General features: G+C 68.4%; 17 protein-coding genes. 11 read left to right on the top strand and 6 right to left on the bottom strand.

What is annotated here, in order from left to right; translation table 11 throughout:
* The first annotated feature begins 135 nt into the window (after nt 1–135).
* From moaC to CAL15_RS05835, 5 genes are read left to right on the top strand one after another with little or no spacing between them, the layout of a single operon-like run.
* Complete coding sequence (moaC, locus tag CAL15_RS05855; RefSeq protein WP_086077724.1) at nt 136–621, top strand: cyclic pyranopterin monophosphate synthase MoaC; 486 nt, start codon at nt 136–138, stop codon at nt 619–621.
* Nucleotides 602–853, top strand: coding sequence for a molybdopterin converting factor subunit 1 (gene moaD, locus CAL15_RS05850; protein WP_086077723.1), 252 nt, complete (start codon nt 602–604; stop codon nt 851–853). Before moaC ends, moaD begins: the two co-directional genes overlap by 20 nt.
* A gap of 4 nt (nt 854–857) precedes the next feature.
* Nucleotides 858–1,337: a molybdenum cofactor biosynthesis protein MoaE gene (locus tag CAL15_RS05845; RefSeq protein WP_086077722.1), complete on the top strand. Its 480-nt coding sequence runs from the start codon at nt 858–860 to the stop codon at nt 1,335–1,337.
* Entirely contained in the window at nt 1,334–1,849 is a 516-nt protein-coding gene (gene moaB, locus CAL15_RS05840; protein ID WP_086077721.1) for a molybdenum cofactor biosynthesis protein B, read from the top strand. The genes CAL15_RS05845 and moaB overlap by 4 nt, the downstream gene beginning before the upstream one ends.
* 5 nt (nt 1,850–1,854) lie before the next feature.
* On the top strand, nt 1,855–3,066 hold the full coding sequence (locus tag CAL15_RS05835; RefSeq protein WP_086077720.1) for a molybdopterin molybdotransferase MoeA: 1,212 nt from the start codon (nt 1,855–1,857) through the stop codon (nt 3,064–3,066).
* Nucleotides 3,067–3,094: 28 nt separating this feature from the next.
* Here CAL15_RS05835 and moaA read toward each other — a convergent pair whose 3' ends face one another.
* A complete protein-coding gene (gene moaA, locus CAL15_RS05830; RefSeq protein WP_086077719.1) occupies nt 3,095–4,219 on the bottom strand; it encodes a GTP 3',8-cyclase MoaA in 1,125 nt (374 codons plus the stop codon).
* A 616-nt stretch (nt 4,220–4,835) separates the two neighbouring features.
* Nucleotides 4,836–5,948 (bottom strand): substrate-binding domain-containing protein, encoded by a 1,113-nt coding sequence (locus CAL15_RS05825; RefSeq protein WP_086077718.1) that lies wholly within the window; start codon nt 5,946–5,948, stop codon nt 4,836–4,838.
* A 157-nt stretch (nt 5,949–6,105) separates the two neighbouring features.
* Between CAL15_RS05825 and CAL15_RS05820 the strand changes: the two genes are divergently transcribed.
* From CAL15_RS05820 to CAL15_RS05795, 6 genes are all read left to right on the top strand, one after another.
* Complete coding sequence (locus tag CAL15_RS05820; RefSeq protein WP_086077717.1) at nt 6,106–6,669, top strand: formate dehydrogenase subunit gamma; 564 nt, start codon at nt 6,106–6,108, stop codon at nt 6,667–6,669.
* Nucleotides 6,666–8,234, top strand: a complete 1,569-nt coding sequence (locus CAL15_RS05815; protein WP_086077716.1) for a formate dehydrogenase beta subunit — start codon at nt 6,666–6,668, stop codon at nt 8,232–8,234. Before CAL15_RS05820 ends, CAL15_RS05815 begins: the two co-directional genes overlap by 4 nt.
* A gap of 11 nt (nt 8,235–8,245) precedes the next feature.
* Nucleotides 8,246–11,122, top strand: coding sequence for a formate dehydrogenase subunit alpha (fdhF, locus tag CAL15_RS05810; RefSeq protein WP_086077715.1), 2,877 nt, complete (start codon nt 8,246–8,248; stop codon nt 11,120–11,122).
* 12 nt (nt 11,123–11,134) lie between these two features.
* Nucleotides 11,135–11,965 carry a formate dehydrogenase accessory sulfurtransferase FdhD gene (fdhD, locus tag CAL15_RS05805; protein ID WP_232468127.1) on the top strand — a complete coding sequence of 277 codons (831 nt, stop codon included), beginning with the start codon at nt 11,135–11,137 and terminating at the stop codon, nt 11,963–11,965.
* A gap of 13 nt (nt 11,966–11,978) precedes the next feature.
* A complete protein-coding gene (locus tag CAL15_RS05800) occupies nt 11,979–12,239 on the top strand; it encodes a formate dehydrogenase subunit delta (RefSeq protein ID WP_086077714.1) in 261 nt (86 codons plus the stop codon).
* Between the two features lie 209 nt (nt 12,240–12,448).
* Complete coding sequence (locus tag CAL15_RS05795) at nt 12,449–13,543, top strand: methyltransferase (RefSeq protein WP_086077713.1); 1,095 nt, start codon at nt 12,449–12,451, stop codon at nt 13,541–13,543.
* Nucleotides 13,544–13,617: 74 nt separating this feature from the next.
* Here the strand turns inward: CAL15_RS05795 and CAL15_RS05790 are convergent, their stop codons facing one another.
* From CAL15_RS05790 to CAL15_RS05775, 4 genes are all read right to left on the bottom strand, one after another.
* Nucleotides 13,618–14,031: a putative toxin-antitoxin system toxin component, PIN family gene (locus tag CAL15_RS05790; protein WP_086077712.1), complete on the bottom strand. Its 414-nt coding sequence runs from the start codon at nt 14,029–14,031 to the stop codon at nt 13,618–13,620.
* Nucleotides 14,031–14,303 carry a type II toxin-antitoxin system prevent-host-death family antitoxin gene (locus CAL15_RS05785; RefSeq protein ID WP_086077711.1) on the bottom strand — a complete coding sequence of 91 codons (273 nt, stop codon included), beginning with the start codon at nt 14,301–14,303 and terminating at the stop codon, nt 14,031–14,033. The genes CAL15_RS05790 and CAL15_RS05785 overlap by 1 nt, the downstream gene beginning before the upstream one ends.
* 85 nt (nt 14,304–14,388) lie before the next feature.
* Entirely contained in the window at nt 14,389–14,913 is a 525-nt protein-coding gene (locus CAL15_RS05780; RefSeq protein ID WP_086077710.1) for a chromate transporter, read from the bottom strand.
* Nucleotides 14,910–15,479: a chromate transporter gene (locus tag CAL15_RS05775; protein ID WP_086077709.1), complete on the bottom strand. Its 570-nt coding sequence runs from the start codon at nt 15,477–15,479 to the stop codon at nt 14,910–14,912. The genes CAL15_RS05780 and CAL15_RS05775 overlap by 4 nt, the downstream gene beginning before the upstream one ends.
* Nucleotides 15,480–15,521: the final 42 nt, after the last annotated feature.

Here is a 15,521-nt window from a genome sequence, read left to right as displayed (position 1 = left end):
GGTTGTGGGAGACGGCCGCTGCGACCGGCAGGGATTATCGCGTCCCCTTTCCGGCTCGTCTATCATAGGCGCCAAGGCGCACGCCGTTCGCGACCGCGCCGCAGACCCACGAACCATACCGATACGTTTCTCCATATGTCGTCGCTTCCCACGCTCAGCCACCTGGACGATGCCGGCCAGGTACGCATGGTCGACGTAGGCGCCAAGGCCGACAGCGATCGCGTGGCCATCGCCTACGGGCGCGTGCGCATGAACGCGCATGCCTACGGCCTGCTGACCGCCCCCGGCCAGGGCAAGGGCGAAGTGCTCAACACCGCTCGCGTCGCGGCCGTTCTGGCCGCCAAGCGCTGCGCCGAGCTCATTCCCCTGTGCCACAGCCTGCCCCTGTCCTTCGTCGGCATCGACTTCGGCCTGCTGGACGACAGCCACACCGTCGAGGTGCGCGCCACCTGCCGCACGCAGTACAAGACCGGCGTCGAGATGGAAGCCATGACCGCGTGCAGCGTCGCCGCGCTCACCATCTACGACATGTGCAAGGCCGCCGACAAGGGCATCGTCATCGAACAGATACGCCTCGAGTACAAGGCGGGAGGAAAAAGCGGTGAATGGCGCAACAATTAACCTGCTCTACTTCGCCCGCGTCGCCGAGCTGGTAGGCAAGCGCTCCGAGACCTGGCCTCTGGCCGACGAAACCACCGGGGCCCAGCTGCTGGCCTCGCTGCAGCAGCGCTATCCGCAGCTGGGGCACGCCGCGCGGCTGAGGCTGGCGGTCAACCACGAACATGCCAAGGGCACCGCGCCGGTGCGCCCGGGCGACGAAGTGGCCATCTTCGAGCCGGTCACCGGAGGCTGACGCCATGGTCATCGTGCAGGAAGCCGATTTCGACAGCGCCGCGTTGACGGCGGAACTGCGCGCGCGGGTGGCCGGACAGGCCGGCGCCGTGGTCACGTTCACCGGCTACGTGCGCGACTTCGCGCCCGACCGGCCCACGGAAACGCTGTTTCTCGAACACTATCCCGGCATGTGCGAGCGCGAGCTCGAGGACATCGCGGCCGCCGCGAGGCAGCGCTGGAACCTGGCGGGCACCGTGATCGCGCACCGCGTCGGCGCCCTGCATCGCGAAGAGCAGATCGTGTTCGTCGCCGCGGCCAGCGCGCACCGCGGCGATGCGTTCCGCGGCTGCGAATTCATCATCGACGCGCTCAAGACGTGCGCGCCGTTCTGGAAGCGCGAGACCCTCGCCTCGGGCGAACAGTTCTGGGTCGAGCAGCGCCAGGCCGACCACGATCGCACCCAGGCCTGGGATGCCGGCACTCCCTCGAAGGAACAACCATGACCGATCCCATCTCGCTGGGCTGCGCCATTCTCACCGTCAGCGACACCCGCACGGCGGGCGACGATACCTCGGGCAACCTGCTGGCGGAAAGTGTCGCGCACGCGGGCCACGTGTGCCTGAAGCGCGACATCGTTCCCTGCAATCTCTATCAGATCCGCCGCGTGATGAGCGACTGGATCGCCGACCCGGACGTGCACGTCATCCTGACCACCGGCGCCACGGGTTTTGCGCCCGAGGACTGCATGCCCGAAGCCGTCGCTCCGCTGTTCGACAAAGAGATCGCGGGCTTCGGCGAGCTGTTCCGGCATCTGTCGCATGGCGAGATCGGCACCTCCACCCTGCAGTCGCGGGCCGTAGCGGGCTATGCCAACGACACGGCCATCTTCTGCATGCCCGGCTCGACGCATGCCTGCCGCACCGCCTGGACGCAAATCATCCGCGACCAGCTCGACAGCGAGTGCAAGCCCTGCAATTTCGCCACCCTTCTGCATCGCCGCCCGACCGCGGCCTAGTCTTCATGCTCGAATTCGACCAGGCGCAGGCCCAGTTGGCCGACGCCGCGCCCGCCCCCTCTTCCTCCCGAACCGAAACCGTCGCGCTGGCCGAGCTGCCCGGCCGCGTGCTGGCCGTCGACCTGCAAGCTACGCTCGACCTTCCTCCCGCAGACAACAGCGCCATGGACGGCTATGCCATCCGCCATGCCGACTTCCGTCCCGGCGTGCGGCTGCCGATCCAGCAACGGGTCTATGCCGGCGACATGCCGCAGCCACTGGCGCCGGGCCAGGCCACTCGCCTGTTCACCGGCAGCCTGGTTCCCGACGGCGCCGACACCATCGTCATTCAGGAGGACACGCGCGAAGCCGACGGACACGTCGAGATCCTGCGCGAGCCGACCCGGGGCGAGTTCGTGCGCAAGCGCGGCGAGGACACACATGCCGGCCGGCCGCTGCTGCCCGCCGGCACACTGCTGCAGGCGGCCCACGTGGCGCTGCTGGCCTCGCAAGGGCTGGCGCAGGCGCCGGTCTATCCGCGGCTGAAGATCGGCGTGCTGACCACCGGCGACGAGCTGGTGCCGCCCGGCGCCGAACGCCAGCCCCAGCAGATCTACAACTCGAACGCCGGCATGCTGGGCGCGCTGGTGCAGGGCATGGGCGCCGAACTGCGGCACGCCCTGCACGCGCGCGACAACGAGGCCGACCTGATCGATGCCTTGCGCACGCTGGCCACCGACTGCGACCTGGTGATAAGCGTGGGCGGCGTGTCGGTGGGCGAACGCGATCTCGTCAAGCCGGCCATCGCGGCGCTGGGCGGCGACCTGGCGCTGTGGAAGGTGCGGATGAAGCCGGGCAAGCCGGTGGCGCTGGCCAACATCCTGGGCAAACCGCTGGTGTGCCTGCCCGGCAATCCGGTGTCCTCGTATGCGGTGTTCCTGCTGCTGGTCACGCCGATGCTGCGCCGCATGCAGGGCCGGAGCGAGATCTATCCCCCCGTGGGCCGCGCCATCCTGCGCACCGACCGGCCGCTGCAGGACAGCCGCGAGGAATTCGTGCGCGTGCAGGCCCGCCCGCTGCCCGACGGCGGCGCCGAGCTGGTGCCCTACGGCAACCAGGGATCGCACGTGGTGAGTTCGCTGCCGTGGGCCACCGGACTGGCGCGGCTGCCGGCCGGCGTGCCCGTGCATGACGGCGCCGTGGTGCCGTATTACGACCTGCGCCACTGGCTGGCGTAGGCGTTTTCGGAGCGGCATCAAGGCGGCATCAGCCGCCGATGTAGCTCATTTCGATCTTGCGCGCCGTATTGCCGGCCGGTCCCGAGCCCGGGGGCGCGGCGGCGCGCCTTTCCGAATAATTGTCGGCGCGGCCGCCCCAGATGGCCGCCAGGCGCGCGGCCAGTTGATCGTCGGAGGCGCCGCCGCGCAGCGGTTCGCGCAGGTCATGGCCCTCGGCCGCGAACAGGCACAGGAACAGCCTGCCCTCGGGCGACAGACGCGCGCGCGTACAGCCCTCGCAGAAGGCATGCGAGACGCTGGAGATGACGCCGATCTCGCCACCGCCATCCAGGTAGCGCCAGCGCTCGGCCACGCGGCCCATGGGATCGGATTCGAGCGGCGCCAGCGGCCACACCTCGCCGATGCGGGCCAGCACGTCGGCGCTGGGCAGCACTTCTTCCATGTTCCAGCCGTTGGTGTTGCCCACGTCCATGTATTCGATGAAGCGCAGGACGTGGCCGCTGCCGCGGAAGCGCCGCGCCATGGGCACGATCTGGTCGTCGTTGACGCCGCGCCGCACCACCATGTTGATCTTCACCGGCGCCAGGCCCGCCTCGGCCGCGGTATCGATGCTGCGCATCACGTCGTCCGGCGTGAACTGGCTGTCGCTCATGCGCGCGAACAGCGCGGGATCCAGCGCGTCCAGGCTGACCGTCACGCGGTTCAGCCCGGCCTCTCTCAGCGCGCGCGCCTTGCGCCCCAGCAGGACGCCGTTGGTGGTCAGCGTAAGGTCGAGCGGCCGGCCCTGCGGCGTGCGCAATTCACTCAACATCGCGATGAGGGCCTCGATGTTCTTGCGCAGCAGCGGCTCGCCGCCGGTCAGCCGGATTTTCTCGACGCCCTGCCGGACGAACACGCCGGCCAGCCGCGTGATCTCTTCGAACGACAGCAACGCGGAATGCGGCATGAACGCATAGTTGCCGTCGAACACCTCCCGCGGCATGCAGTACGTACATCGAAAATTGCAGCGGTCGGTGACCGAGATCCGCAGATCGCGCAACGGCCGCGCACGGCGATCGAGCAAGTCCTGCCCCGGCGCGGGCACGGGGGCGACGAACGAGTCCGAGGGACCGGCGGGAAGGCGGCGATCGGCCAGGAAGATCACTTTGGTCATGGAATGATCATATCGCGGGAGCGGAATGGTCGCCGGGGCGACCCTACCCATGGGCGGGGAATGCCGGCCGGGAGGCGTTGGCGGGGGAGATGTCTGAATGGTTCTTCGATCCAGGCGTCTGGGGGTATGGAAATGTGGTGCCCGGGTTGTTTGGGATTGAGGCGTCTGGGTCCTTGAGCGCCTGGGCCATGACTGCGGATTCTCGTCCTCGCGCTCCGCGCTGCGGGCGCGAACCCTCCGCCATGTCCCAGGCTCAAGGCGTCTCGATGCCTGCAGGTCCCTTCCATGCCTGGTCCGTCGATCCCATCATTCCGGGTCGCAGTCGTTTCCCGTCCATACCGGGTCGCAGTCTTCCAGTCCATACCGGGTCGCAGCCGTTCCGGGCATGCGAAGTCGGGAGTCGTTTCCGTGCATGCGAAGCGGCTTTGGGTGCCCGTTGCACTGCATTGTCCTGAGCCGCGGCTGTGCCGGAGAAGTCGCGCCCGCAGCGCTTCAGCGCGAGGACGAGACTTCGCAGGTGCTGCCGCGGCGCCAGAAGAACGCAATCAACGCCCCAAAGCCCATCTCAACGACAGAAAAACAGAAGAACAGAAGAACGCGAACCGCCCAACACACTTCACCCCTTTGCCTGCGCCTTGGCCGCCCGATCGTCAGGAAACGCTTCCTTCAAGGTCTGCAGGCTTCCGGTCTGCGTCGCGTCGTACCCGACGAGCTGTCCTACGTAGTTCACGTATTCGGGGCTGCGCATGATGGCCAGCAGGTCTCGCATGGCTGGGGATTCCAGCGACGATCTGCGTATGGCGAAGAAGTAGCGTTCGCGCACCAGCGGGATGAAGTCCAGTCCGAAGCGCCGCGCCGCGGTTTCCACGCCCACGCCCGTGTCCGCCATGCCGCTGGCGATGTGCGCGGCGATGGCCATGTGAGTGAACTCGTTGGTTTCGTAGCCCTGCACCCAGCTGATCGACACGCCGGCGCGCTCGAGCATCACGCTGATCAGGTGGCGCGTGCTGGAGCCGATCTGGCGGTTGACGAAGCGCACGTCGGGCCGCGCCAGATCTGCCATGCCGTCGATCCGCTTCGGATTGCCCGGCTGCACGAAGAGGCCGGTGTTGCGCACCGCCAGGTGAATCAGCAGGTATTCGTCGGGATGCAGCCAGGCGGCGTAGCGCGCCATGATGGGCGCTTCGAACTCGCCGCTGGGCACCTGGAACCCGGCCAGGTCGCATTCGCGCCGCTCCAGCGACGCCAGCGCCTCGATGGCGGTGCGATAGCGCAGTTCCATGCCCGAACCGCGGTCGCTCATGTGCTGCATCAGCGCTTCGACGGCGAAGCCGTGGCTGGCGTGCAGTCGCAGGTGCGGGGCGCTTTGCGGCAGCAGGCGTTCGAGTTCTTCCTGCAGTTCGGACGCCATGCTGTCCAGCGTAGGCATCAGGCGCGCCTCGATGCGGCGGTTGGCCCACAGCAGGCGCTGCGCGAACTCGGACAACTGCGTGCCCTGGCGCCGCCGCGTGATCAGCAGGGACGTGCCGAAGATGCCTTCGAAGCGGCGCAGGATGCCCCAGGCATGCCGATACGACAGCTTGCAGGCGCGACACGCGCCGGCGATGTTGCCGGTGGCGTCGATGGCGGCCAGCAGCGCCAATACGTCCTGCAGCGGCAGGTCGCCGGTGTCGGGCGTGCCCGACAGGAGCCATTGCGGCCGCAGGCCGAGCTGGAATTTATATGTCATTTATTTCTTATTGAGACGCCGGAAAAGCGGGATTAAAGTTGTCGCCAGCAAAGCATTCGCTACATATATATGCTTTTTCAAGCATATTAAAGGCAGCCTGGGCTGCCCGGCAACCAACAACGAACCCGCTACAGCGGGACCTACAGGAGACGAGCCCATGCGTCCGCGCGAGGCCAAATCCGACCTGTCGTCCAACGGCGGCGCCCGTGGCGGCCCGCAGGCCCTGGCGGATGCCCGATCCTCGGCATCCGCTTCCATCGCGGCGGCCGCGCGCGTCGTGGCGCGCCTGAAAGACCAGCCCGGCGCCCTGCTGCCCATCCTGCATGCCGTGCAGGACGAACTGGGCTGTATCCCGCCCGAGGTCGTGCCCCTCATCGCCGAGGGCCTGAACCTGTCGCGGGCAGAGGTGCACGGCGTCATCACGTTCTATCCGCATTTCCGCGGCGAGCCCGCCGGCCGGCACACGCTGGAAGTGTGCCGCGCCGAGTCCTGTCAGGCGCTGGGCGCCGAGCGCTTGGCCGAGCATGCGCGCCAGCGCCTGGGCTGCGACTTCCATGCCACCAGCGAGGACGGCGCCTTCACGCTCGAGCCGGTCTATTGCCTGGGCCTGTGCGCCCAGTCGCCGGCCGTCATGCTGGACGGCAAGCCGCATGCGCGCGTCACACCCGCCAGGCTCGACCGCCTGCTGGCCGTCGCGCGGGACGCCGAGGTGGTCGAATGAACGACGCCGTCACGCTCTACATACCTCGCGATGCCGCCGCGCTCGCCATGGACGCCGATGCCGTCGCGCACGCCATCGAGCACGAGGCAAAGCGCCGCGGCCTGTCCGTCAAACTGGTGCGCAATGGCTCGCGCGGACTGCTGTGGCTCGAACCGCTGGTCGAGGTCGCCACCTCCGATGGCCGCATCGCGTACGGCCCCGTCCAGCCGGAAGACGTGCCGGGGCTGTTCGAGGCCGGCTGGCTGCAGGGCGGCGCCCATGCCCTGTGTCATGGCCCCACCGAAGACATCCCCTACCTGAAGCGCCAGGAACGCCTGACCTTCGCGCGGGTCGGCATCACCGATCCCCTGTGCACGCACGACTACGCCGCGCACGGCGGACTCGAAGGCGTGCGCCGCGCCGCGCGGCTCAGCCCGCAGCAGATCGTCGATGAAGTCACGGCCTCGGGCCTGCGCGGCCGCGGCGGCGCGGCGTTTCCCACGGGCATCAAGTGGAAGACGGTGCTGACGTCGCCGGCCGACCAGAAGTACATCGTCTGCAATGCCGACGAAGGCGATTCGGGCACATTCGCCGATCGCCTGCTGATGGAAGGCGATCCCTACGTGCTGATCGAGGGCATGACCATCGCCGGGCTGGCGGTGGGCGCCACGATGGGCTACATCTACGTGCGCTCCGAATATCCGCACGCCATCGCCACCCTGCAGGCGGCCATCGAACGGGCGCGCGACGCCGGCTGGCTGGGCGCGGACGTGCACCGCAGCGGCCGGGCCTTCGACCTAGAGGTGCGCAAGGGCGCCGGCGCCTATATCTGCGGCGAAGAGACCTCGCTGCTGGAAAGTCTGGAAGGCAAGCGCGGCGTGGTCCGCGCCAAGCCGCCCCTGCCGGCCATCCGCGGCCTGTTCGGCAAGCCCACGGTCATCAACAACGTGATCTCGCTGGCCTCGGCGCCCGCCATCCTGGCGCGCGGCGCGGCCTGGTACCGCGACTACGGTGTGGGCCGTTCGCATGGCACGCTGCCCTTTCAACTGGCCGGCAACCTCAAGCAGGGCGGCCTGGTCGAGAAGGCCTTCGGCCTCACGCTGCGCGAACTGCTGTACGACTTCGGCGGCGGCAGCGCCACGGGCCGGCCCTTACGCGCCGTGCAGGTGGGCGGCCCGCTGGGCGCGTACCTGCCTGAGTCGCAATGGGACATCCCGCTCGACTACGAGGCCTATGCCGCGGTCTCGGCCATGATCGGCCACGGCGGGCTGGTGGCGTTCGACGACAGCGTGGACATGCTGCGCATGGCCCGCTATGCCATGGAGTTCTGCGCCATCGAGTCCTGCGGCAAGTGCACGCCCTGCCGCATCGGTTCCACCCGCGGCGTCGAGACCCTGGACAGGATCGCGGCCGGCGGACCGGCGCGCGAACAACAAGTGCATCTGCTGCGCGACCTGTGCGACACCATGCTGGGCGGCTCGCTGTGCGCGCTGGGCGGCATGGCGCCCTACCCTGTGCTGTCCGCGCTCAATCACTTTCCCGAAGACTTCGGCGTATCCGCCGACCATGCCGCCGCGCCGGCCTAGGAACCCACGCCATGCTCGAAACCGTCATCAAGCGCGACCGCGACCTGGGCACCCCGGCGCGCGTCTCCGAGCGGCTCGTCACCCTGACCATCGACGGCCAGGAGATCTCGGTGCCCGAGGGCACGTCGGTGATGCGCGCGGCCGCCGAGGCCGGCATCAACATTCCCAAGCTGTGTGCCACCGACAGCCTGGAAGCCTTCGGCTCGTGCCGGCTGTGCCTGGTGCAGATCGACGGCCGCCGCGGCTACCCGGCCTCGTGCACCACGCCGGCCGAGGACGGCATGGTGGTCTACACCGAGACGCCCAAGCTGCATGAACTGCGCCGCGGCGTGATGGAGCTGTACATCTCGGATCACCCGCTGGACTGCCTGACCTGCCCCGCCAACGGCGACTGCGAACTGCAGGACATGGCCGGCGTGGTGGGACTGCGCAACGTGCGCTATGGCTACGAAGGCGCCAACCACCTGCGCGACGTCAAGGACGAGTCCAATCCGTACTTCACCTACGATCCGTCCAAGTGCATCGTGTGCAACCGCTGCGTGCGGGCCTGCGAGGAAACGCAGGGCACTTTCGCGCTGACCATCTCGGGCAAGGGATTCGAGTCGCGCGTGGCGGCCGGCCAGGGCGAATCTTTCCTGGAGAGCGAATGCGTGTCGTGCGGCGCCTGCGTGCAGGCCTGTCCCACCTCCACGCTGCAGGAAAAGACTGTCATCATGATGGGCCAGGCCGAGCATTCCGTGGTGACCACCTGCGCCTATTGCGGCGTGGGCTGCGGCTTCAAGGCCGAGATGAAGGGCCAGGAAGTGGTGCGCATGGTGCCCTGGAAAGACGGCCAGGCCAATCGTGGCCACTCGTGCGTCAAGGGCCGCTTCGCCTGGGGCTATGCCACGCACAAAGAGCGCGTGCTCAAGCCCATGATCCGCAAGCGCATCTCCGACCCTTGGCAAGAGGTGTCGTGGGAAGAGGCCATCGACTACGCGGCCTCCGAGTTCCGCCGCATCCAGGCCGCGCATGGGCGCGACGCCATTGGCGGCATCACCTCTTCGCGCTGCACGAATGAAGAGACCTGGCTGGTGCAGAAGCTGGTGCGCGCGGCCTTCGGCACCAACAACGTCGACACCTGCGCGCGCGTGTGCCATTCGCCCACGGGGTATGGCCTGAAGCAGACCCTGGGCGAATCCGCCGGCACGCAGACCTTCGACTCGGTGATGCACACCGACGTGGTCATCGTGATGGGCGCCAATCCCAGCAGCGGCCACCCCGTTTTCGCCTCGCGCCTGAAGCGCCGGCTGCGCGAGGGCGCGCGCCTCATCGTCATCGACCCGCGGCGCATCGAGCTGGTCAGTTCGCCCCACATCAAGGCCGACTACCACCTGCAGGTGCGGCCCGGCACCAACGTGGCGCTGCTGTCCTCGCTGGCCCACGTGATCGCCACCGAGGGCCTCATCGACGAAGCCTTCGTGTCCGAGCGCTGCGAAGCCAAGGCCTTCAACGAATGGCGCGAGTCCGTATCTCGTCCCGAGAACTCGCCCGAAGCCATGCAGGCCATCACCGGCGTGCCGGCCGACGTGGTGCGCGGCGCGGCGCGGCTGTACGCCACCGGCGGCAACGGGTCCATCTACTACGGCCTGGGCGTCACGGAACACAGCCAGGGTTCGACCACGGTGATGGCCATCGCCAACCTCGCCATGGCCACCGGCAACATCGGCCGCGAGGGCGTGGGCGTGAACCCGCTGCGCGGCCAGAACAACGTGCAGGGTTCGTGCGACATGGGCTCGTTTCCGCACGAACTGCCGGGCTATCGCCACATCTCCGACGACGCCGCGCGCGCGCAGTTCGAGGCGGCCTGGGGCGTGACCCTGCAGCCCGAGCCCGGCCTGCGCATCCCCAACATGTTCGAGGCCGCGCTGGGGGGCAGCTTCAAGGGGCTGTACTGCCAGGGCGAGGACATCGTGCAGTCCGATCCCAACACGCAGCACGTGGCCGCGGCGCTGGCCTCGATGGAATGCATCGTGGTGCAGGACCTCTTCCTGAACGAGACCGCCAAGTACGCGCACGTGTTCCTGCCCGGCTCGTCGTTCCTCGAAAAGGACGGCACCTTCACCAACGCCGAGCGCCGCATCTCGCGCGTACGCAAGGTGATGGAGCCCAAGAACGGCAAGTCCGACTGGGAAGTGACCGTGGCGCTGTCCAACGCGCTGGGCTATCGCATGGACTACACCCATCCGCGCCAGATCATGGAAGAGATCGCAAGCCTGACGCCCACCTTCGCCGGCGTCACGTACGAGAAGCTCGACCGCCTGGGCAGCCTGCAGTGGCCGTGCAACGACGACGCGCCCGAGGGCACGCCCATCATGCACATCGACCAGTTCGTGCGCGGCAGGGGCAGATTCATGATCACGCAGTACGTGCCCACCGACGAGCGCAGCACGCGCAAGTTCCCGCTGCTGCTGACCACCGGGCGCATCCTGTCGCAGTACAACGTCGGCGCGCAGACGCGCCGCACGCCCAACGTGGCATGGCACAGCGAAGACCTGCTCGAGATCCATCCGCAGGACGCCGAAGAGCGCGGCGTGGCCGACGGCGACTGGGTCGGCGTGCAGAGCCGGGCGGGCCAGACGGTGCTGCGCGCCATCATCACCGACCGGGTGCAGCCGGGCGTGGTATACACCACCTTCCACTTTCCCGAATCCGGCGCCAACGTGGTCACCACCGACAACTCCGACTGGGCCACCAACTGCCCCGAGTACAAGGTGACCGCCGTGCAGGTGACCCGCGTGTCGCAGCCCTCCGAATGGCAGCGCCAATGGACGCGCTTCTCCGACATCCAGGAGAAGCTCCTGCGCGAGCGGGCCCGCGAGAACGAAGCGGCGCTCAGTGGGAAATGACCTGAGCTTGCCATGGATCACATGCCCGAAGACATCGCCCCACGCGCCGACAGCGCGCGCATTCGCGTCACACGTGTCCGCGCGGGCGCCATCACCGGCCCCGCGCAGGACGATCACGTCGCCGAGGAAACCCCGGTGGCGCTCGAATACAACGGCATCAGCCATGCCACCATGCTGGCCACGCCGGCCGACCTGGAAGACTTCGCCCTGGGCTTCTCGCTGACCGAGGGCATCGTCGACAGCGCATCCGACGTGCGAGGCATCGATCTGCGGCCCGAGTGCGACGGCATCGTGGTCGAACTGGAGATCTCCAGCGCCTGCGCGGTGCGCCTGCGCGAGCGGCGCCGCGCCATGGCCGGCCGCACGGGCTGCGGGCTGTGCGGCGTCGAGACCCTGCCCGAGGTGCTGCGCGACGTGGCGCCCGTCACGGCCGATGCGCCCATCGCGGTGGGCGCGATTCTGCAAGCCATGCGCGACATGCGCGGCCGTCAATCGCTGCACGACGTCACCGGCGCCACCCACGCGGCCGGCTGGGCGCGGCCCGACGGGTCCATCGAACTGGTGCGCGAGGACGTGGGCCGCCACAACGCGCTGGACAAGCTGATCGGCGCGCTGGTGCGCTCGGGCCGCGACGCCTCGCAAGGCATGATCCTGGTATCCAGCCGGGCCAGCTTCGAGATGGTGCAGAAGGCCGCCTCGGCCGGCACTGGCGTGCTGGCCGCGGTCTCCGCGCCGACGGCCCTGGCCATCCGCACGGCGCAGCGCGCCAACCTGACGCTGCTGGGCTTCATGCGCCAGGCCGACGCCACCATCTATACCCATCCCGAACGCATCGTTCCCTGACGTCGGAGCCCGCATGGAAATCGGCAACCTGATCCGCATGGCCAACCGCATCGGCGATTTCTTCGCCGCCATGCCCGATCGCGACGAGGCCGCCGAAGGCGTGGCCAACCACATCCAGAAATTCTGGGAGCCGCGCATGCGCATCGAGCTGCTCGATTTCCTGGCCGAGCACCCCGATGGCGACGCCGGCACGCATCAGCTGCATCCGCTGGTGCTGGCCACGGTGACGGCACAGCGCGAGCGCCTGACGCCCGCGGCGCGGCGCGCTGCCTGACAGGCGGGCCGGCGGGCCGCTGCGGGCAGTACGCAACACGCGGCATCGATGGACGGTACGCATGGCACGGTGCGCCTCATGCCGAAGCGATGCGAGATCGACGACAATGCGGGAAGACTCCACGGGCTTCGCCGCCACGGCGACGCCAGAATCCGCCATCTGATCACTACGTGACTGCACCCACCAACGACCCCACCACCCTCGTCTGGATGGAAGACGACGCCCAGCGGCAACTGCGCTGGCGTTCGGAACGCGGCCTGCCCGCCCCCAAGCGCGTCGTGCTTGCGGACGACACCATGACGGCGGACGTCGCGTTCCGGCTCGCCAGCGAAGGCACCGCGCTGCTGTGGCAGGGCGATTTCCAGAACGCGCGCCAGTTGCTGCAGGCGATCGCGCGGCGCATCGACAAGCGCGCGCGCCCGGCCGAGGGCGAACCGCGCGAGCGCTTCAACCGGTATCGCATGGCGCAGGCTCAGCGTGCGCGCACGCTGGGCATGCTGCTGGTGCCGGTGCAGGCCGACCACAGCATTCCGCTGCGGCGCGCGCCGGACGTGCGGCAGGCCTTTCTCGAGGTCTATGGCCAGCTGGACGAGCCCTACGCCTTGTCGCTGCGCGAGCTGCAAGGGCTGGTGGGCGCGCATGAGTGGCGCAGCAAGGGCGTGGAGATCGGCGCGCTGGGCGCGCGCATCCATCCCCACTATGGCGTGTTCTCGCCGGTGCGCGGCGAGTACCTGGACCTGGTCGCGCGGGCGCCCCTGCCCGCGCAGGACCTGGCCTTCGACATCGGCACGGGTACCGGCGTGCTGGCGGCGCTGCTGGCGCGGCGCGGCGTGCAGCGCGTCGTGGCCACCGACCAGGATCCGCGCGCGCTGGCCTGCGCCAGCGAGAACATCGCGCGGCTGGGGCTGGCGACGCGCGTGTCGGTGACGAAAGCCGACCTGTTTCCCGAGGGCCAGGCTTCATTGATCGTGTGCAACCCGCCGTGGCTGCCGGCCAAGCCTGGTTCGCCGCTGGAGCACGCGGTATACGACCCGGACAGCCGCATGCTGCGCGGCTTCCTGCAAGGGCTGCGGGCGCACCTGGCGCCCGGCGGCGAGGGCTGGCTGATCATGTCCGATCTGGCCGAACGGTTGCAGCTGCGCGGGCCGGGCGAACTGGCGGGTTGGATAGAGGGAGCCGGGCTAAAGGTGGCCGGGCGCCTGGACGCCAGGCCGCGCCATGGCCGCCCCGCCGATGCGGACGACCCGCTGCATGCCGAGCGGGCCGCGGAAGTGACGACGTTGTGGCGGTTGATCGCGGCCTGAGCGCCCGAAACCGGGCTAGCACGGTGCCGTGCCATCATGAAGGGGCCAGGCGCAGGCCGCATAGCGATGCGCGGTCAGGCTCCGTGTCGGGCCCAGAACTGCGCTGGCGCGACGATCGGATACCTGTCCGCCAAGGCGAGCAGGTCTTTATCGCCCGTGATGAGGTAGTTGGCCTGCGCCGCGCGCAATGTGGCAAGCACCGGTTGATCGGCGGGATCGCGCAACGCTGCGTCGCTGCTGGCGTCCGGATCCACGACGTCCGCCAGGAACATGAAACCATCGGCAAGATCGCGTATCTCGGCTGCGTCGAGTGGCCGCCTGGAAAGGCGCGGCAGCACGCGCACCATCTCATCCAGGATATAGCGCGACAGCACCAACTCGAAGCTGCCCAGGCGCCATGCCGTCACGATGCGTCCCGGCACGCTGCCGGGGTAGACCAGCCCCGATACCAGGACGTTGGTATCCAGCACCACTCGCAATGCTGGCATCAGCGCGCTTTCCGTTCCTCGGCCACCAACGCGTCGATCTCGGCCAACCCGTCCTCGACGGGCAAGGTGACATAGCTTTCCGCCAACCGAGCGCTGAGCGCGTCGAAACGCTCGCGCATGCGTCGGATACGCGCGAACAGTTCGGCATCCACCAGGGCGGCAACCGGCTTGCCGTCTTTGTTGATGACGATGCTGTCGTTACGGTATTGCACCTGATTGAGCATTTCGCCTAGGTTCTGTCGAAAGGTGACTGCACTGACTTCGGTAATCATGACGCACTCCGACCATAACGATCAATATGATCATTATGTCACGCCAGCCATTTCGATAAGACGCCTGGCGTCCGACGCCCGGCCTTCAGAAGCCTCCGGCCAATCCCAGCAAGCCGCCCGCCAGCAGCATCCACAGCGGATGCACGCGCGTCAGCACCGAGGCCGCCGCCGTGCCCACGGCGACTGCGCCCAGCAGCCAGTCATGCACCGAGGTCTCGAGGATCAGCCAGGCGCTGGCGGCCACCATGCCGGCCGTCACCGGCACCAGTCCCGCCTGCACGCGCGCGCGCCACGGCTTGTGGCGGAAGCGCTCCCACAGCCCCATCACCACGATGGTGATCAACGACGATGGCAGGAACTTGGCGATGGAGGTGACGAGCATGCCGGCCCATCCCGCCACGTGCCAGCCGACCAGCGGCACGATCATCAGGTTCGGCCCCGGAGCCGCCTGGCTGAGTGCGAACAACGCGCTGAAATCGGCGGCCGACATCCAGGCGTGCACCTCCACCACCTGCCGCTGCATCTCGGGCAGGATGGTGTTGCCGCCGCCGAAGGCCAGCAGCGACAACTGCGTGAAGATCAAAGCCAGTGCGATCAGGGTGGCGGTCATCGCGCGCCTCGCATCAACAGAATGCTGATCGGCGTCAGCACGAGCATGGTGGGCAGCAGCGGCGTGCGGAACACGGCGATGGCCAGGCAGCCCGCCAGCGCCACCAGCATGCCCGTCACGCTGCGGCGCAGCGGCATGGCGATCTTGATGGCCATCGCCACCAGCAGCCCTGCCGCCGCCGCGGCCAGGCCCGCGAACACGTGCTGCACGTGTGGATCGGCGCTGTAGCGGTCGTACACCACGCCCAGCATGATCACCACCGCCGTGGGCGCGGCGATCAGGCCCATCATCGCGGCGAAGGCCCCGGACGGTCCGTGGAACTTCATGCCGATGGCCACTGACATGTTGATGATGTTGCCGCCCGGCAGGAATTGGCACAGCCCCAGCAGTTCGGTGAACTCCGGGCCCGTGATCCAGCGCCGGCGCTCGACCACCATGCGGCGCGCCAAGGGCAGCACGCCGCCGAAGGCCGTCATCCCCAGCATCAGGAAGCCCATGAACAGTTCGGATCGCGTCGGGGCGGGCGCGGTTTCCGGCGCAGAAGGAGGATGGCTCGAAGTTTCCATGGCGGCTGCCGGAACCGGCCGGCGATGCGAGAGTGGGCGGGA

It is taken from the genome of Bordetella genomosp. 13 (assembly GCF_002119665.1).
Lineage (GTDB): Bacteria > Pseudomonadota > Gammaproteobacteria > Burkholderiales > Burkholderiaceae_B > Bordetella.
The sequence above is the reverse complement of the archived record's forward strand: the minus strand, read 5'-3'. Positions and strand labels throughout refer to the sequence as shown.